Here is a 16,904-nt window from a genome sequence, read left to right on the forward strand (position 1 = left end):
CATAGAGGAGTGGTGAATGATGGGAGAGACAAAGCACCAGGGACCAATGAAAAAAGCAAAAATGCCGGCACCGGAGCACTGGGTGAGCCCGATCCCGTTCGGCCTCGGCAAGGTAAAGCCGAAGCATATCCGGGATTCGATGAAAATCGCCTGGGACAACAAGGACAATCTCGGCTACGCGAAAAACATTATTACGAAGGGTGTCTGCGACGGCTGTGCGCTCGGGGTATCCGGTCTGTATGACCAGACGCTCAGCGGCCCGCACATCTGTACAACGCGGCTGAACGTGCTTCGGCTGAACACGATGCCGGCGGTCGACGATGAAATTTTAAACAAGGACATTGACGAACTGCGCGAATACTCGAGCACTGAGCTGCGGGAGCTTGGCCGGGTGCCGTACCCGATGATCCGCCGCAAGGGCGAGCGCAAATTTTCCCGGCTCAGCTGGGACGATGCGATGGATACGATCGCGGATAAAATGAAGGAGCTCGACCCGAAGCAGTATGCCTTTTACCTGACGTCGCGCGGCATTACGAACGAATCGTACTATGTGGCTGCCAAGGTTTCGCGGTTTCTCGGGGCAAACCATATCGACAACGCGTCAAGGATCTGCCACTCACCGAGCAAAACCGCGATGAAGCGCTCGGTAGGCGTCGGGGCATCCACGGCCAACTATCAGGACTGGATCGGCACCGACGTGCTGATGTTCTGGGGAAGCGTGGCATCCAACAGCTCGCCGGTCTCCACGAAATATATGCTGGAGGCGAAGAAAAAGGGCACCAAAATTATTGTCATTAACCCGTACCGCGAGCCGTCGATGGATGAGTACTGGATTCCGTCGAATCCGGAGTCGGCGCTGTTTGGTACGAAGGTGGCGGATGATTTTTACCAGATTAATATCGGCGGCGACATTGCATTTATGCACGGCATCATGAAGCACTGGTTCGACATGGAGGAAGAGGCAGCGGGTTCTGCGATCAATCACGAATTCGTCGCCGAGCACGTGAACGGCTACGAGGAGCTGAAGCAGCAGGTGACGGCGCAGTCGTGGGAGGAGATTACGGCCTCATCCGGCGTGACGCAGGAGCGGATCATTGAGCTGTCCGACCTGCTCGCCCGCAGCAAAAACGCGGTGTTCGCCTGGGCGCTCGGGCTCACGATGCATTCGTTTGCGACCGACAACATTTCACAGGTAGCCAACCTGGCACTGCTCCGCGGCTTTCTCGGCCGCCAGTACAGCGGCCTGATGCCGTTTCGCGGCCACTCGAGCGTGCAGGGAAGTGGAGAAATGGGGGCGGACCCGTTTGTGCTTCCGGGCGGTGACTTTACCGACAGCAGCATTGAGCGGATGGAACAGCTGTGGGGCTTTGACATTCCGAAATGGCAGGGGGACGTGGTTGGCGTGACGCTTGAAAACATTATGCTGCCGGAGGATCACGAGCGTAAAATCAAAATGTATTACCTGTCCGGCGGCAACTTCCTGGAAACGATGCCGGATCCGGATTTTGTGGAGCAGGCGCTCTCGGAGCTCGACGTCCGCGTGCACCAGGACATTATCCTGAACACGTCGACGCTCGTGGACGCGAAGGAAGCGGTAATTGTACTGCCGGCTAAAACCCGCTACGAGCAGGAGGACGGCGGCACGTCGACCTCGACCGAGCGGATGGTGTACTTTTCCCCGGAAATTGAAGGCAACAAAAACAAAATCGAGGAAGCGCGCGCGGAATGGAAAATCTATATTGACCTCGCCAGGCGCGTGAAGCCGGAAACGGCACATCTGGTTGATTTTAAGGACGGCTACGAGGTACGCGAGGAAATGGCCAAAGCGAATCCGAACTACGACGGCGTCCAGTATCTGAAAAAGCAGGGCGACGTGTTTCAGTGGGGCGGCGCATGGCTGTGCGAAGGCGGTGTCTGCCCGACGCCGGACGGGCGCAGCAATTTGATCCCGGTCGAAATTCCGGACTTGAACCGGCAGCCGGGGGAATTTTATCTGACGACCCGGCGCGGCAAGCAGTTTAATTCGATGGTGTATAAAACGACCGACCCGATCAACGGCGCAGAGCGCTATGACGTGCTGATGAACGAAGCAGATGCGGGAGACAACCGGCTCACGGACGGCGAAGCGGTGGTGCTGTACAACCGGTACGGCGTGTTCCAGGGCCGGGTGCGCATCGCCGATATGGCCCCGGGCAACCTGGGCGTCCATTTTCCGGAGGGCAACTTCCTGCTGCCAAAGGGACGCTACGAGCAGTTTGCGAAAATTCCGGACTACAACATCGGCGTAAAGGTGGAAAAGGCCGAAAAGTTCAACGCCCGCAAGGATACCGAGTATCTGGAGAAACGGGTGGATGACCTCGAGGATACACCGGGGGCATAGGAAAAGACTAATGGTATAAACGAAGAGTTGTCCGTTGAACGGGCAGCTCTTTTGGCTTTTCTAACCGGCTGACTCTGTTGCACAGACGCAGTTGCGTCCCTGCCGTTTGGCCTGATACAGCGCTTTGTCCGCCAGATCGTACAAAGCATGGACGTTTTTGCCGGGCACCGGGTAGGATCCAATCCCAATAGAGACAGTAATGAATTGGGGAGCGGGGCGCCCGGCAGCGATAAACGGGGTGCGGGCGACATCGGCACGGATGCGCTCGGCAATGGTTAACGCGTGGGTCTCGTCGCAGTCATACAAAATCACGCCGAATTCCTCCCCGCCGATGCGAAAGGCCGCATCATCCGGACGGATAGAAGCAACGATGACATGGCTGAGCTGCTTTAAAATCATATCGCCCTCGAGATGCCCGTAGGTATCATTGATTCGTTTAAAGTAATCGATATCAATTACCAGCAGCGACAGGGAGCGGCTGCTTGCCGGATATTCCCCGGCAGCCTGCCCGAGCAGCTCCTGAAAGGCGCGCTGGTTGTACAGCGCCGTTAAGTTGTCCCGGTACGCCTGATACTGGTAGCGGTTAAACATCTGGTTCACTTTATTCAAATGCACAGTCATGTAAACAGAAACGCCTGTACCTGCAAGGGAGGCCAGCAGATAAAAGCTTGAAGCGGGAAGCCAGTCGGTCCCGGGCAGGAGCACGGAAAGCGCCCCTGTCATATAGACATTGGTGAGTACAATCATCCAGGCCGCCCGCCGCCAAATATTTCCCACCATCGTATGGATGATCCCGCCTGAAACTACGCTGAGAGCAATAAGAAGCAGGGCAGGGAAGGAAGAAGGGCTGAAGTCCATGAGCAGCCGCCCGGCCGCAATAATAATTCCGGCAATAATAGTCGGCATCCAGCCCCCAAAGACAGCCATCAGCGTAACCGGCACAAGCCGGAGATCGATGATAGTGGTTTCGTTCAGCGGGATGGTATAGCCGAGCAGCACAAGCCCCAGCAGACCGCTGGCAGTTCCCGAGGCTATTTTTTGTTTTAACGGAGATGAGGTGCTTAATGATGTTTTAGATAACAGACGGTGAAAAAAATAGATAAGCGATATGAGAATGGTTATATTTATAAAAAATCCTGATAGCATAAATTCCTCCACAACGTCATGTCTTTCTGCCGGAACATCCTTCATCTGCTTGTATACACAAGTTATCCTTGTAATCATATCATCTTTACTAGGTAAATCCACTTTCTTCCAAAGGGCCAAAAGAAATAAGTAGAAAAGACTTTTTAGCAAAAACAGAATCTGTTAGTTATTTAGTACTACATCGTCCTGCAAATATTGCGGCGGTAAAGAAAAAGAGGGTATTACTCAAATATTTTGACTTTCCTGCCGATAAAAGGTATAGATTAATTAATTCTAATTACTTAAAAATATGTGGTGAAGCACCAGAGGTGAACGTGATGGATATTACTTACGAATCATACAGCCCCGGACTGGTTGTATTGTCTTTAATCATTGCCGCACTAGCCTCTTATACTGCTTTCCATACAGCGGGGCGGCTGAAAACGCCGGGACCAAAGCACAAAACTCTCTGGGCCATGAGCGGGGGCCTGTGTCTTGGCGGCGGCATCTGGTCGATGCATTTTATCGCCATGCTCGCCGTGGACATGGGCATGCCTGTAACGTATGACCCGCTTTTGCTCGCGCTGAGTATTGTATTTGCAGTAGCCGCCAGCTGGTTCGCTTTTTTGATTCTTCGGTTTTTTCAGCCCCGCCGGCTCGTTCATCTTCTGGGCGCCCTTTTAATTGGAAGCGGAATCGTATCGATGCACTACGTTGGTATGGAAGCCATGAAGATGGAGGCCGAAGTAACATACAATTCATTTTTAGTGGCGTTGTCTGTAGTGATCGCGTTTATCGCTTCGTTTACAGCCCTGCGCCTTCTTTCCCTGGCGCCCCGGGTGCAGAACCGCCTGCGCCAGGAGGCCGGCTTTATTGGGAGCTCGCTGGTGATGGGGGCGGCTATTGCAGGCATGCATTATACGGGCATGGCCGCTGCTTCCTTTGAACACAGCAATGCTGGAATAGCGGCAGGGCCGGATGCGGTAAATGCCGAGCTTCTGTCTATTTTTATCGGGATGGGAATTATGAGTATTTTGATCATTACGACGATCGTAGCAGTATTTGACCGCCAAATGGAATTTAAAAAAATCAGCTGAGCTACGTGGACAATCTGTACCAGAACATTATTCATTCGGCGAATGACGCCATTATTACCTCCAACATGGATATGCTCATTACTTCCTGGAATCAGGCCGCTGAGCGCATTTTCGGGCACCGGAAAGCAGACATTGTGGGGCGCCCGCTATCGGTGATCGTGCCGGAGGTGTGCCAGCGACGAGTGGAATACTACTATCAGACAGGCGAAGAGGCAAAAAGTGCATCGCTCGTGGAGATGGAAGGGCTGCACCGGGACGGGCATACCTTCCCGCTGGAACTCTCCTTTTCCAGGCAGGAGAGCGGCGGGAAATATATATACATTGGCATTATCCGGGATATTTCAGAGCGCGCCAGGCAGAACGAGCGTATACAGGAGCTGATCTACCGGGATGAGTTAACCAGGCTTCCCAATCGGCGCATGCTCAATGAGCAGCTGGCTGTTACCATCGACCACCAGCCTGAAAAGAAGCTTGCGGTCCTGTTTATTGACCTGGACAGGTTTAAAAATATCAATGACGTTTATGGACACCGTATTGGCGACGAACTGCTGATTACCGCTTCATCGCGGATGGAGGCTCTGCTTCGGGAGAACGATTTTCTTGCCCGTCAGAGCGGCGATGAATTTGTCGTGGTGATGCCGGATGTCACAGGCTATCAGGCCGGCAACATGGCACAGTCCATTCTGCGGGCTTTGAACCAGGTGCTGTTGATCGAAGAAAACGAACTGTTTATTTCCGGTTCTATTGGCATCAGTATGTATCCGGATGATGGAAAAACAGCTGAGGAGCTGCTGAAGCATGCCGATACGGCCATGTACAAAGCGAAAAATAATGGAGCAGGCCAATACCGTTTTTTCACCTCAGATATGAATGATGAAGTGTCCAAAAAAATGCTGCTTGAATCCGGCCTGCGCAAGGGGATTATCAGCGAAGAGTTTCTGCTGTATTATCAGCCGCAGGTGGATGTGCTGACGGATGAAGTGAAAGGATATGAAGCGCTGGTGCGGTGGAACCACCCGGAGCTTGGCATGGTCTCGCCGGTGGAATTCATCTCGCTTGCCGAAGAAACCGGCCTCATTGTTCCGCTTGGACGCTGGATTCTCCAGGAAGCCTGCCGGCAGATGGCAGAATGGAAAGCGGAGGGAAGCACCATTACCCGTATGTCGGTGAATATTTCTACTCTGCAGTTCAAGCAGCCTGACTTTCTTAAAATGGTAAAAGAGATTCTGGAAACCGCCGGGCTGCCGCCGGAGTATCTGGAACTGGAGCTGACAGAAAGCATCATCCAGGAGCCGGAGCATTCCATTCCTTTAATGGAAAGCATCCGTGCACAGGGGATTCGTATTTCTCTCGATGATTTCGGCACTGGCTATTCGTCGCTCAGCTACCTGAAGGACTTTCCGTTGAATACGTTGAAAATTGACAAAACCTTCATGGACAGCATCGAAGACGGCCAGCGCGAGGAAGCCATTGTGGAAAGTATTATCCATATGGCGCAGCGTCTCGGCTTTAACGTGATCGCAGAAGGTATTGAAAAAAGCTCTCAGCTTCTTCTTTTGTCGGAGAAATCATGCCAGGAGTACCAGGGCTATTATTTCAGCCCGCCGCTCCCGGCCGAAGCGATTAAAGTGTATCAGGGACAAAGAGATGAAGAACTGACGTCTTAATAATAGAGGGAAGCCCGCACAGACAGAGTCTGCACGGGCTTATTTGTGCTTTATTACGTCAGTCGCTCAATTACTTCCCGGTGCTTAGGATAAGCGGTGGTGAGCTCTTCGCATGTAAGCAGTTCAAAGTCGGCAAAATCAAAGCCGGGAACGACGACACAGCTGACCAGCGCGAACTGCTCCGGGATGCGGACTTCAGCGCCGAAAATAGTGCCCTTCGGCACGACGCCCTGGAGCACCTCGCCATTTGCAGGATTTGGTCCAAGCGTCAGGATGCCGTGGTTCCCGCTCTCCGGGTGGATCATATGCACGTCAAGCGGAGCGCCGGTATGATAATACCACAGTTCATCTGACGCCAGCCGGTGCAGGCGCGACGGCTCACCGGAGCGCACGAGAAAATGAATGCTCGTGTATTGGGCACGGTTTCTTCCGTCAGCTGCCGTAATAGTTTCATCCGATTTGATTGTCTGCCGGAAAAAGCCGCCCTCCGGGTGCGGCTCGAGTTGGAGCTGGGTGATCCAATCATCAGCATTATGCAAAACAGGTCCCTCCTTTCCTGTTATTTATCTTTAAGCATAAAGGCCTGGGGCAGAAGACGAAACAAGAACCGGAGAATCGTTACTGTTTCTGTCACGGCGCCCGGTGGTATATTGAAACGTAATAGGATACATAGCCAGGAGGAGGAAAATGATGAATATTGCAGTTTATCAAATGGATATTGTAGCGGGTGACCCGGAAGCGAACCGGCAAAAAGTAAGCCGGTGGTTAGAGGATCAGGAGCTTGAGGACGTGGATCTGGTCATGCTTCCGGAAATGTGGACGACAGCGTATACGCTCCCGGAGCTCCGTGACATTGCGGAGGATCCGGCAGACAGTGAAACGATCCGTTTTTTACAGGAAGCGGCGAAGCGCTATCACGTTCATATCATGGGAGGGTCGATGGCGGTCAAACAAAACGGCAAGGTGTACAACCGGGCCGTAGTTATAGATAATACAGGAAAGCTCGTTTACGAGTATGACAAAATGCACCTTGTGCCGATGCTGAATGAGCCGGAATATTTAAACGGCGGGCGCGAGCCGGTGAAGGTGTTTGAGCTGGACGGCGTCAAAATGGGAGTGGTGATCTGCTATGACCTCCGTTTTCCGGAAATTATCCGGAGCCTCGCCCTGCAGGGGTGCGAGCTGCTGTTTATACCGGCAGAATGGCCGGACAGCCGCCGGAGCCACTGGGAAGTGCTGAGCATAGCGCGGGCGGTGGAAAACCAGATGTATGTTGTGACGTGCAACCGTCCGGGCGCCTACGACGGCATTACGTTTGCCGGCTCCTCAGCGTTTATCGACCCGTGGGGAAACGTGCTGCAGAAGGGAAGCGTGGAGCACGAGGAAACGCTAAAGGAAGCCCTGGACCTGTCCAATGTGGCAGATGTCCGCAAAAACGTGCCTGTTTTCGGCAGCCGGGTGCCGGACTTGTACGAATAAAGAAGAAAGCAGCCTATGATGGAAGAAAGGCGGCGGTGAAGGATGGATCAAAACCAAAATGATCTGTTGAAAAAAGGCGTACAGCGGCGGGTATTATGGGGAGCCATTTTTTTAATGGCAACCTCCTCCATCGGCCCGGCATTCTTAACGCAGACGACCGAATTCACGTCCCAGTTTCTGGCGAGCTTTGCTTTTGCTATTTTAGCATCGATTATTATTGATATAGGCGCCCAGTTAAACATCTGGCGGGTGCTGGTTGTCTCCGGAAAACGGGGGCAGGATGTGGCCAACATGGTGTTCCCGGGGCTCGGCTATCTGGTTGCAGCACTCATCGTGCTCGGCGGTATTGCCTTTAACATCGGAAATGTCGCCGGAGCCGGTCTTGGTATCAATGTGCTGTTCGGCATTTCCCCGGAGGTGGGAGCAGTGATTACCGGCGTAATTGCGATTATCATTTTTACCGTAAAAAGCGCGGAAAAAGTGGTGGATATCCTGATTCCCATTCTGGGCATAGTGATGATTATGATGGTAGGCTACGTCATGATCACGACGAACCCGCCGCTCGGGGAAGCCGTGGTCCGCAGCGTGTTCCCGGAGAATTATGCAGCGCTCGTGCTTCCGGTCGTAACGCTTGTCGGGGGCACCGTGGGCGGCTATATCACCTTTGCCGGTGCCCACCGGCTGATTGACCGGGGTATTCAGGGAAGGGAAGCCCTGCCGCTTGTGACCAAAGCTGCGAATTTCGGTATCTTAACGACCGGGGTTATGAGAGTGCTTTTATTTCTCGCCGTTCTGGGTGTCGTATCTGCAGGGTATACGCTTGATGAAGGAAATCCGGCAGCCTCCGTATTCCAGATCGCTCTTGGCAATGTCGGATATAAAATATTCGGCGTGGTGCTGTGGTCCGCTGCGATCAGCTCCGTGATCGGGTCGGCCTATACGGGCGTTTCATTCATCCGTTCCTTTCACCCGCAGCTTGAAAAGTATTATAAATGGCTGATTATCAGTTTTATTGCTTTTTCCACGATAGTGTTCGCTATTGTCGGGGAGCCGGTCACATTGTTAATCGTAGCTGGTGCCTTAAACGGGTTAATTCTTCCGTTAACTCTCGGATCGGTGCTGGTGGCTTCCAGGAAAAAATCCATTGTCGGAGATTACAGACATCCGTGCTGGATGCTTATATTCGGAATTGTCGCAGTGGTAGTGACACTTATGGCAGGGTTTCTATCGCTTCAGGGAATTGCGGATCTGTGGCAGTAGAATGGGTTGAGACTGTACATGGAACCATTAGCTTATTAGCCTGATCTGTATTAACTGAAAAAAGAGCCCCTATGCAAGGGCTCTTTAGTTTAAGGACGATGATAGTATCGTTTCCGCAGCTCTTCTTGGTCTTCGAGACGGGCATGCACATCGGTTTTTAAAAAAAGTTTGGTCCCAGGGTGTGGAACGGGAGTGAGTTTGCCGTTTTGGATTAGCGTGCCAAGGCGCTGCATGCTGATGCCGAGAATGTCGGCCGTTTCCTGTTTTGTGTAACAGTAATCATCGAGCAATTCGGCCAGTTCGTTCTTATTCATAGGTCGCTTTCCTTAATTGCCAGGTATAATAGAGCTTTACAATGTAAAGAAGGTAGGCAGTGCCAAGCATCGAAAGGCCTGCCACCTCGAATACACCGAGCTGCGGAAAGTCCGAACGGGAAACATACCAAACGGTTAGAAGCAGTAGCGCCAGCTCGTTACGCCAGGCTTGTCGAAACCAGTTTTTCATTGTATACTGTGATTAAGGATAGGGGGAGCGTACTCCCCCACGGTTACTAGCGCCGTCTTCTCGTGGAGCGAGAGCGGTGCTTTTTTTGTGTTTCCTGCTCGTGTTTTGCCTGCTGACGTTTCAGTTTCACGTCGTAGTACAGGCTCATCGTGAACAGGAAGGTGAGAATGAGAGTGAATACATTCTCCACGATATCCTTAACCACTATTTTCCCTCCTTTCTGCTTACTAATATACTATAGGTGTTTATAAAAATAAATATGAGAAGTAGAAAAAATAATAGCGGTGATAGGAGAATGGGCGAGTATTTTGGTTCATTTGCACGTTTGCCCACCTTTGGGGAAAGGAAAGAGCCGGGAAGAGATGTTTCATATTATACAAAAGAAGGATGATATCAATGCCAATATACTGCAAACGGCTTCATAAGAAAGCAGACACAGACGATGGCTACCGGATTTTTGTCGAGAAGGAATGGCCGAATGAAGTCGAAGAGGTGCGCGCTGATATTCATGAATGGGTCGACGGCGTCGCTCCGTCGAAGGAGCTCCAGAAGGCGCTTGATGACGAGCCGAAAAAATTCGAAAGCTTCAAGGAGGCGTACAAGGCAGAGCTTGAGCAGGATGAGCTCAAGCGCGGAGAATTGCAGCGTCTGAAAGAAATTGTGCGGATGCAGGATAAGGATGTAACGCTCGTGTTTTCATCGGAAGACGTAAAACGAAATCACGCCTGGGTGCTGAAGGAAATTCTCGACCAGCAGCCGGCGCATCCGAGAGAGTAACATGAAAACCCGCCTACAGCAGGCGGGCCTGAAGCGTGGAGACGACGAGTCCCCACGCTTTTTTTGCGGTGCTTTTTCGCCCCACGTGGGTGAACGCGTGAAGCGTCTTCGGAAACATCTGATACTCCGCAGGCACGCCCTCCTGCTTCAGGCGCTCTGCGTACCGGTAGGCTTCCCGGGCCAGGGAGTCGTATTCCGGTGTGAACACGAGCGTCGGCGGCAGCCCGGCAAGTGACTCCGCACGGAGCGGGGAAATATACGGGTGCGAGGTGCTCTGGCCTGTTTCCAGGTAGCTGGCCGGGAATAAATCCGCCACAAAGATCGGTATCGCTCCGGGGAAGGACGGTTTTTCGCGGGGATCGGTCGCAAGGTCGAGAATCGGCGAGTCCAAAATTTGAACTGCGGGCATTGGCGCCCCGGTGTCTCGTAAAAGCAGCAGTGTTGATGCGGCAATGTTGCCACCGGCGCTGTGTCCGCCGAGGGCGAAGCGTTCCATATTCAACCCGAGCCCATCCTCATGGGCGTGCAGCCATGCGATCACGTCCCGGATTTCAAACAGGGAAAACGGAAACCGGCTGCGCGGGGCCAGGTGATAATCAATATTCACCACTACGCAGGGCGTAAGCTCGGCAACATAGCGGCCCCAGCCTTCATCATCGGCGTAGCTGCCCATGAAAAAGCCGCCGCCGTGCAGATTCACAAACACCGGGAGCGCCCGGCCTCCGGCTGCTTCGGGATAATAAATATGCACGGGGGTTGCGCCGGCAGCCGTTTCCACGAGGTAGGAGTCCGTGCGGACCGTATCTGCTGCGGGCGGGGTAATATGGGTCGGTGAATAACGGCGGAGTCGTATTTGAAATGCGCGTAACAGCGCGGTTAACAGGTAGGTTCTCCATACAGGCATCCGTGCCACTCCTTTCTTCTCTCTATGTGCCTATTCCTGCCGCTGGCGGTTGTTAAGCTAAAAATTGATCAATATAAAAAATCAGCCGGCGCTCTCTAACGGAGTACCGGCTGATGCTGTATTATTTTCGTTTAATGCCAATCGAGCGCCCGGCCTTGGCCGGCCAGTTTTCCGGTGAAAGAACTGGAACGCGTGCCAGGCCCTGCTGCAGCGCTTCGGGAAATGGGGCAGGGCGTCCGGCGACCTGGTCCATTCCCATGACCATCTGTTCGCTCGTGGCGATCGTTTCGTTCTGCTCATTATGCATCTCAAACCAGAGATGCAGCCGCTTGGCGTCCTGGTCAAGGATCACCGCTGATACGGCGAGCGGCTGGTCCTGATGGGCCTCCGCGAGGTACATCAGGTGTGTTTCGAGGGTGAATACGGTGTACTGCTCCTGTGCGATAAAGCGGGCTGTCAGGCCGGCGTCCTCCAGCATAGCATCCAGTGCGCGGCTGAAAACAAGAGCGTAGGCCGCATCGTTCATATGCCCGTTGTAGTCCACCCATTCCTGTTCCACACGGCTGTTCCATACGGTGCGGTTATCTGTCATGGCTCTCCACCTTTTCCGCCGGCCAGTAGCTGCCTTCGTGCAGCAGGTTCATCAGCTTTAACAGAAATTCATCGCGGCGCTCTTCAAGCTCGGCGACGCTCCTGTCTCCGGACTGCTCCTTTGTGCCTTCGATCACCTTTTCGCTCAGCTCCGGAGTGAGCTCCGGCGCTTCAAGCTTGGTCCACGGCGCTTTCAGGGCCGGGCCAAACTGTTCGAGCATATGGGTCATGCCCTTGTCGCCGCCGGCCAGATGAAAGGTTAAAAACGGTCCCATGAGCGCCCAGCGGAGACCGGCACCGTAGACGATCGCCTTGTCGACTTCTTCGGTGGTGGCATGGCCGTCGTTCACAATATGGAGGGCTTCGCGCCATAGGGCTTCCATCAGGCGGTCGGCAATATGGCCGTCGATTTCGCCCTTCATAACAAGCGGCTTCATACCGGCAAGCTCGTATATTGCCTGCGCGCGTTCCATCTCGGCACTCGTCGTCTGCTCCCCGCCGGAAAGCTCCACGAGCGGAAGCAGGTAGACGGGGTGAAATGGGTGGGCAACGATAACGCGTTCCGGATGGCGGGAGCAGTCGGCCTGAAGCGTCGTCGGCTTGTAGCCGGACGTGCTCGAGGCAATGATGCTTCCGGTCGGCGCGTGTGCATCAATCTGGGCGAGCACGCTTCTTTTGATGTCTTCGCGTTCAGGTACGTTTTCCTGCACAAGCGCAGCATCCGCTACAGCATCTGCGATGTCCGTCGTAAAGGTAAGTTTATCGATGGAGGCATCGTCGTGCATGCCGTTTTCCTTCAGCTTCGGCCAAAGCGACGCGACGGTGGTGCGGGTTTTTTCTTCGGCGCCGTCCGCCGGATCACAGGCGGTGACGTGAAAGCCGTGCGCGAGGAAGCGGGCGATCCAGCCGTTTCCGATCACGCCGGTTCCTATGACGGCAATAGTAGTTGTTGTTGGATTCATGGGGTCCTCCTAAAGAATTAAGATTGCTTCGTCAGGCCGAGCGTCTCGCGTGCTTCCTGCGGGGTCATTGGTTCTACGTTCAGCGTCTGCAGCAGCTGCACAGCTTTATCGACGAGCTGGGCGTTCGTGCCGAGTACGCCTTTTTCAAGGTAAAGATTGTCCTCGAGGCCGACGCGGACGTTGCCGCCAAGAAGGGCCGCCTGGGCGACCATCGGGATCTGCATGCGGCCGATGCCAAACGCCGACCAGTTGGCGCCGTCCGGCAGGTGATGCCTCATGTGAAGCATCGTTTCCGCATCTGCTTCGGCGCCCCACGGAATGCCGAGGCAGAACTGATAAAGCGGATCGCCGTCCACGAGGCCTTCACGGACGAGCTGGTTGGCAAAGCGCACGTGGCCGGTATCAAAGCACTCCATTTCCGCCTTCACGCCGCTCTGCTGGATCAGCGATGCCTGCTCACGCAGCCAGCCGGCCGGGCCGAGATACACCTGGTCGCCAAAGTTCAGGCTGCCGCAGTCGAGGGTGCATATTTCGGGAAGATATTTTCTAACCGGAAGGTGGCGCTCCTCCGGCGTCTGTACAAAGGTGCCGTCGCCGCCGGTGGCCGGATGCTGCTGGTCGGGCACAAAATCGCCGCCGCCTCCGGCTGTGAGGTTCAGTACGACGTCCGTTTCACTTTCGCGGACGCGCTCCACAACCTCCTGGAAAAGGGCGGGGTCAAAGCTGTAGGCCCCTGTTTTTGGATCTCGCACGTGAATGTGGGCGACTGCGGCTCCTGCTTTGGCCGCTTCGATGGCATCACGGGCGATAGCTTCCGGCGTGACCGGAACATGCTCGCTTTTGTTTGTCGTTTCTCCAGCGCCGGTGACCGCGCTTGTAATGATTGTTTTCTGGCCCATTATTTATCTTCTCCTTTATCGTTTCTATCTATTGGTACAGCTTCGAAAATATCTCCGCTTTCGAAAAATTCGACAAGGCGGCTGATCCAGTTGTAATAAGCGACCCATTCATCGAGCTCTTTGCGGATCTCGGCGATTTTCTGCTCCACCTCTGATGAGCCGTCGCTTGCAGCAGCGACCTCATCGATTTCACGCTGCAGCTTGTTGGCAAACTGACGGTTTTTGCTGATCACTTCCCGCCAGTTTGTCGTAAACAGGGACACAAACGTCTGCACGTAATCATTTTCCACATTGTAATGCTCCTTGCGACTGCCTTTGACATGCTCCTTTTCTGCGATATTTAACGCAATCATCTGGCGCATCACCTGGCTCATCCGGGTCTTGCTCATGCCGGTTGCTTCGGCGAGGTCATCGAGCGTCATCGGCTCGCGGTTCATGTAAATAATGCCGAGCAGCCGGCCGATCGTCGATGACACGCCAAACGTATTCATATTGTCGGAAATGCGGTCGGCAATCTGCCGTTCGGTTTCATTCAATTGTTCAAGCAACTGGTTTTTATCCCCTGAGGCACTCATGGCGCTCCCCCTTTATCAAGCTTTCTCTGTTTTCCATGCGTCTAACTGTATCACGTTTCAAAAAAAAGACAAAAACGCAGGTTGGGGTCACTGAGGGCGAGAAAGGAAGGAAATATAAGATAATGAATCATAAACTCTGTGCAATAAAAATTGCATAGAGTTTACGCGGGTTTTTGATGGCTTACGCGTTTTTTCTTTTCAGAGGGCTTTCTCTATAATGAAGGACGTTGTGAACGACTGCAGCGGAAAGACTATGGAGGAGGTACATACATAATGAAAAAAATGACGACTGTGTTAAAAGTGTCGATCGTTCTTATCCTATTATTCTTAGCATTCGGCGTATTTTTTACAGCGCAGCTTGAAGCAGCAATGACTGCTGCCCAGGCGTTTGTATTTGTGCATTTTGGCTGGTATTTTCAGATTCTGGTAACGCTTCTGTTAATTTTCGCCATCTATCTGGGATTCAGTAAATACGGCAAGGTGCGGCTCGGCAAACCGGACGAAAAGCCGGAGTTTAACCGTCTTACCTGGTTTACGATGCTGTTTTCTGCCGGTATCGGTATCGGGCTTTTGTTTTACGGTGTGTCCGAGCCGATCGGACACTTCTCGAGCCCGCCAAACGGCGAGGGCGGTACGGAGGATGATGCGATCCGGGGCGTTTCCTCGACGTGGCTTCACTGGGGACTGCACGCCTGGGCGATCTATGCGCTGGTGGCGCTGGCGCTCGCCCTGCAGCAGTTCCGCTATCAGGCACCGGGGCTGATGAGTACGACGCTCCGGCCGGTGCTCGGAAAATATGCGTACGGACCGGTCGCCACCGTTGTCGATATCGTTGCTGTATTCGCTACATTATTTGGGGTCGCTGCCTCACTTGGACTCGGGTCCCAGCAGATTAACGCCGGCCTGCAGTTTATTTTCGGCGTGCCGTACAATCTCGGGGTGCAGTTCATCATTATGACGATTGTGACGATTATTTTCGTGACATCAGCAAGCACGGGGATTCAGCGCGGCATTAAATATTTAAGTAATATTAATCTGGGCCTGACCGGCATTCTGCTGTTATTTATGCTGATTGCCGGGCCGACGCTCTTTTTAATTAACATGTTTGCTTCCGGCCTGTCGGATTACGTGCAGAATTTCCTCGGCTGGGGGCTGCGGATGGATCCGATCGATGAGCAGGAGGCAGCCTGGACGCAGAACTGGACCGTTTTCTACTGGGCCTGGTGGATTTCGTGGACACCGTTTGTCGGCATGTTTGTCGCCCGGATCTCGCGGGGGCGGACAATTCGTGAATTTATGGCCGGAGTGCTGCTCGTGCCGTCAATCGTTTCATTCTTCTGGTTCAGCACCCTCGGCGGAAGCGCGATCTTTCTCGAGCTGTTCGAAGGACGCGGGGTATCCTCGCAGTCGCTCGAAACGGCGCTGTTTTATGTACTTGAAACGTATCCGCTTGGAGGCATTATGTCCGTGTTTGCCATTATCGTGGTGACGATCTTTTTCGTGACCACCGCGGACTCTGCGACATTTGTACTCGGAATGCAGACGACCGGGGGCAGCCTGAACCCGCCGGTGTCGATCAAAATCATGTGGGGAGTCTTCTTTGTCTCTGTCACCGCAATTCTGTTGGTGGTAGGCGGCCTGAGTGCCTTCCAGACTGCCATTGTGGTCAGCGCACTGCCGCTGTCAGTCATTGTCATTTTAATGTGCGTAGGCATTGTCAAGACCTTAAACCTCGACCAGAAACGCGGAAAATAAGCACGGGCAGGAACACAGGCTGCGTTCCTGCTCTTTTTTGCGTTATAATACAGTTTTGTCTGAAAATATATAGGGGGGAAAAGAACGCATGAAAAATATAATGTACATTATTATCGGCACGCTGCTGTTTGCACTCGCGGTCACACAGCTTGCGATGCCCAACTCCATTGCCGAGGGCGGCATTGTCGGGATGTCGCTTTTAATCTATTACGGACTCGACATCTCGCCGAGTATTTCCACACCAATCATTTTTATCCTGCTGCTTGGGGTCGGAGTCCGCTATCTGCCGCGCCACATGGTGTATAAAACAATTTTTAACGTGGCGCTGTTTTCATTCTTCATCTGGATCTTTGAAGGGATGTACGCCCAGCCGATGGAGGATCCGCTGCTTGCTGCGATTTTCGCCGGGGCTATTACCGGTGTCGGCTTTGGCTTTATTTATCAGGCGGGAAGCTCTGTTGGCGGCACGTCCATTATTGCCCGTGCCTTTAACCAGCAGCTCGGCTGGGATCTGACCGGCATGACGCTCGTGTTGGATGCGCTAGTCGTGATTGCAGGGATTTTCATTATCGGACCGGTATCGACGATGTATACTCTGATTACGCTCTACATCGGGAAGGTCGTCACCGACTTTGTGCTCGGCGGCTTTGATTCGAAAAAAGCGCTCAACGTGGTATCTCCGTACTCCGAGCAGATCTCGGAGCGTATTACAAAGGAGCTTGCCTCGAGTGCGACCGTGTTTGACGGCCGTGGCGAGTATATGAAGGAACAGCGCCGGGTGCTGTATATTGTTATTCACTCCCATCGCCTGCTTCGCCTGAAACGGGTCATTAAAGAAGTGGATCCGAACGCATTTATTGTTGTACACAACGTGAAGGACGTATCGGGCGGAACATTTTCCATCGGCCACGAGGAAGTGCGTTCCTAAA

17 protein-coding genes are annotated in these 16,904 nt (G+C 53.3%); 8 read left to right on the forward strand and 9 right to left on the reverse strand.

The features are described 5' to 3' along the window. Window positions 1-19: 19 nt before the first annotated feature. A complete protein-coding gene (locus tag ACTTK7_RS04065) occupies window positions 20-2,380 on the forward strand; it encodes an FdhF/YdeP family oxidoreductase (protein WP_462866018.1) in 2,361 nt (786 codons plus the stop codon). Window positions 2,381-2,440: 60 nt separating this feature from the next. Here the strand turns inward: ACTTK7_RS04065 and ACTTK7_RS04070 are convergent, their stop codons facing one another. Next, a complete protein-coding gene (locus tag ACTTK7_RS04070) occupies window positions 2,441-3,526 on the reverse strand; it encodes a GGDEF domain-containing protein (RefSeq protein WP_462866020.1) in 1,086 nt (361 codons plus the stop codon). Window positions 3,527-3,843: 317 nt separating this feature from the next. Here ACTTK7_RS04070 and ACTTK7_RS04075 point away from each other — a divergent pair, with 317 nt between their 5' ends. Together ACTTK7_RS04075 and ACTTK7_RS04080 are read left to right on the forward strand one after the other, a co-directional pair. Beyond that, a complete protein-coding gene (locus tag ACTTK7_RS04075; RefSeq protein WP_462866021.1) occupies window positions 3,844-4,602 on the forward strand; it encodes an MHYT domain-containing protein in 759 nt (252 codons plus the stop codon). Between the two features lie 5 nt (window positions 4,603-4,607). Further along, window positions 4,608-6,269: a putative bifunctional diguanylate cyclase/phosphodiesterase gene (locus ACTTK7_RS04080; RefSeq protein ID WP_462866022.1), complete on the forward strand. Its 1,662-nt coding sequence runs from the start codon at window positions 4,608-4,610 to the stop codon at window positions 6,267-6,269. A 53-nt stretch (window positions 6,270-6,322) separates the two neighbouring features. Here ACTTK7_RS04080 and ACTTK7_RS04085 read toward each other — a convergent pair whose 3' ends face one another. Beyond that, window positions 6,323-6,808, reverse strand: coding sequence for a cupin domain-containing protein (locus ACTTK7_RS04085; RefSeq protein WP_462866024.1), 486 nt, complete (start codon window positions 6,806-6,808; stop codon window positions 6,323-6,325). A gap of 148 nt (window positions 6,809-6,956) precedes the next feature. Here ACTTK7_RS04085 and ACTTK7_RS04090 point away from each other — a divergent pair, with 148 nt between their 5' ends. Next, window positions 6,957-7,748, forward strand: a complete 792-nt coding sequence (locus ACTTK7_RS04090) for a carbon-nitrogen family hydrolase (protein WP_462866025.1) — start codon at window positions 6,957-6,959, stop codon at window positions 7,746-7,748. A gap of 42 nt (window positions 7,749-7,790) precedes the next feature. Then, window positions 7,791-9,008, forward strand: coding sequence for an NRAMP family divalent metal transporter (locus ACTTK7_RS04095; RefSeq protein WP_462866027.1), 1,218 nt, complete (start codon window positions 7,791-7,793; stop codon window positions 9,006-9,008). A gap of 89 nt (window positions 9,009-9,097) precedes the next feature. Here the strand turns inward: ACTTK7_RS04095 and ACTTK7_RS04100 are convergent, their stop codons facing one another. Next, window positions 9,098-9,322 (reverse strand): helix-turn-helix domain-containing protein, encoded by a 225-nt coding sequence (locus ACTTK7_RS04100; RefSeq protein ID WP_462866029.1) that lies wholly within the window; start codon window positions 9,320-9,322, stop codon window positions 9,098-9,100. Between the two features lie 236 nt (window positions 9,323-9,558). Further along, window positions 9,559-9,717 carry a hypothetical protein gene (locus tag ACTTK7_RS04105; protein WP_462866031.1) on the reverse strand — a complete coding sequence of 53 codons (159 nt, stop codon included), beginning with the start codon at window positions 9,715-9,717 and terminating at the stop codon, window positions 9,559-9,561. A 191-nt stretch (window positions 9,718-9,908) separates the two neighbouring features. On the opposite strand from ACTTK7_RS04105, the gene ACTTK7_RS04110 reads away from it, so the two are divergent. Then, window positions 9,909-10,289, forward strand: coding sequence for a DUF488 domain-containing protein (locus ACTTK7_RS04110; protein WP_462866033.1), 381 nt, complete (start codon window positions 9,909-9,911; stop codon window positions 10,287-10,289). A gap of 13 nt (window positions 10,290-10,302) precedes the next feature. Here the strand turns inward: ACTTK7_RS04110 and ACTTK7_RS04115 are convergent, their stop codons facing one another. The 5 genes from ACTTK7_RS04115 to ACTTK7_RS04135 all read right to left on the reverse strand — a co-directional run bounded on the left by ACTTK7_RS04115 (window position 10,303) and on the right by ACTTK7_RS04135 (window position 14,220). After that, window positions 10,303-11,193, reverse strand: a complete 891-nt coding sequence (locus ACTTK7_RS04115) for an alpha/beta hydrolase (RefSeq protein WP_462866035.1) — start codon at window positions 11,191-11,193, stop codon at window positions 10,303-10,305. Window positions 11,194-11,314: 121 nt separating this feature from the next. Continuing rightward, on the reverse strand, window positions 11,315-11,785 hold the full coding sequence (locus tag ACTTK7_RS04120) for a thioesterase family protein (protein WP_462866037.1): 471 nt from the start codon (window positions 11,783-11,785) through the stop codon (window positions 11,315-11,317). Then, complete coding sequence (locus tag ACTTK7_RS04125) at window positions 11,775-12,746, reverse strand: 3-hydroxyacyl-CoA dehydrogenase NAD-binding domain-containing protein (protein WP_462866039.1); 972 nt, start codon at window positions 12,744-12,746, stop codon at window positions 11,775-11,777. The genes ACTTK7_RS04120 and ACTTK7_RS04125 overlap by 11 nt, the downstream gene beginning before the upstream one ends. Before the next feature lie 17 nt (window positions 12,747-12,763). Next, window positions 12,764-13,645, reverse strand: coding sequence for a beta-keto acid cleavage family enzyme (locus ACTTK7_RS04130; protein WP_462866041.1), 882 nt, complete (start codon window positions 13,643-13,645; stop codon window positions 12,764-12,766). Then, window positions 13,645-14,220 (reverse strand): GbsR/MarR family transcriptional regulator, encoded by a 576-nt coding sequence (locus ACTTK7_RS04135; protein WP_462866043.1) that lies wholly within the window; start codon window positions 14,218-14,220, stop codon window positions 13,645-13,647. Before ACTTK7_RS04135 ends, ACTTK7_RS04130 begins: the two co-directional genes overlap by 1 nt. A gap of 273 nt (window positions 14,221-14,493) precedes the next feature. Between ACTTK7_RS04135 and ACTTK7_RS04140 the strand changes: the two genes are divergently transcribed. Continuing rightward, window positions 14,494-15,975, forward strand: coding sequence for a BCCT family transporter (locus tag ACTTK7_RS04140; RefSeq protein ID WP_462866045.1), 1,482 nt, complete (start codon window positions 14,494-14,496; stop codon window positions 15,973-15,975). Between the two features lie 88 nt (window positions 15,976-16,063). Further along, complete coding sequence (locus ACTTK7_RS04145) at window positions 16,064-16,903, forward strand: YitT family protein (protein WP_462866047.1); 840 nt, start codon at window positions 16,064-16,066, stop codon at window positions 16,901-16,903. The last annotated feature ends 1 nt before the right edge of the window (window position 16,904 follow it).

Source organism: Marinococcus tarijensis (genome assembly GCF_054971385.1).

Bases quoted from the DNA above. Each gene is read 5' to 3' on its own strand.
- ACTTK7_RS04065 (WP_462866018.1), top strand. From the start codon at position 20: ATGGGAGAGACAAAGCACCAGGGACCAATGAAAAAAGCAAAAATGCCG.
- ACTTK7_RS04070 (WP_462866020.1), bottom strand. From the start codon at position 3,526: ATGCTATCAGGATTTTTTATAAATATAACCATTCTCATATCGCTTATC.
- ACTTK7_RS04075 (WP_462866021.1), top strand. From the start codon at position 3,844: ATGGATATTACTTACGAATCATACAGCCCCGGACTGGTTGTATTGTCT.
- ACTTK7_RS04090 (WP_462866025.1), top strand. From the start codon at position 6,957: ATGATGAATATTGCAGTTTATCAAATGGATATTGTAGCGGGTGACCCG.
- ACTTK7_RS04095 (WP_462866027.1), top strand. From the start codon at position 7,791: ATGGATCAAAACCAAAATGATCTGTTGAAAAAAGGCGTACAGCGGCGG.
- ACTTK7_RS04100 (WP_462866029.1), bottom strand. From the start codon at position 9,322: ATGAATAAGAACGAACTGGCCGAATTGCTCGATGATTACTGTTACACA.
- ACTTK7_RS04110 (WP_462866033.1), top strand. From the start codon at position 9,909: ATGCCAATATACTGCAAACGGCTTCATAAGAAAGCAGACACAGACGAT.
- ACTTK7_RS04115 (WP_462866035.1), bottom strand. From the start codon at position 11,193: ATGCCTGTATGGAGAACCTACCTGTTAACCGCGCTGTTACGCGCATTT.
- ACTTK7_RS04120 (WP_462866037.1), bottom strand. From the start codon at position 11,785: ATGACAGATAACCGCACCGTATGGAACAGCCGTGTGGAACAGGAATGG.
- ACTTK7_RS04125 (WP_462866039.1), bottom strand. From the start codon at position 12,746: ATGAATCCAACAACAACTACTATTGCCGTCATAGGAACCGGCGTGATC.
- ACTTK7_RS04130 (WP_462866041.1), bottom strand. From the start codon at position 13,645: ATGGGCCAGAAAACAATCATTACAAGCGCGGTCACCGGCGCTGGAGAA.
- ACTTK7_RS04135 (WP_462866043.1), bottom strand. From the start codon at position 14,220: ATGAGTGCCTCAGGGGATAAAAACCAGTTGCTTGAACAATTGAATGAA.
- ACTTK7_RS04140 (WP_462866045.1), top strand. From the start codon at position 14,494: ATGAAAAAAATGACGACTGTGTTAAAAGTGTCGATCGTTCTTATCCTA.
- ACTTK7_RS04145 (WP_462866047.1), top strand. From the start codon at position 16,064: ATGAAAAATATAATGTACATTATTATCGGCACGCTGCTGTTTGCACTC.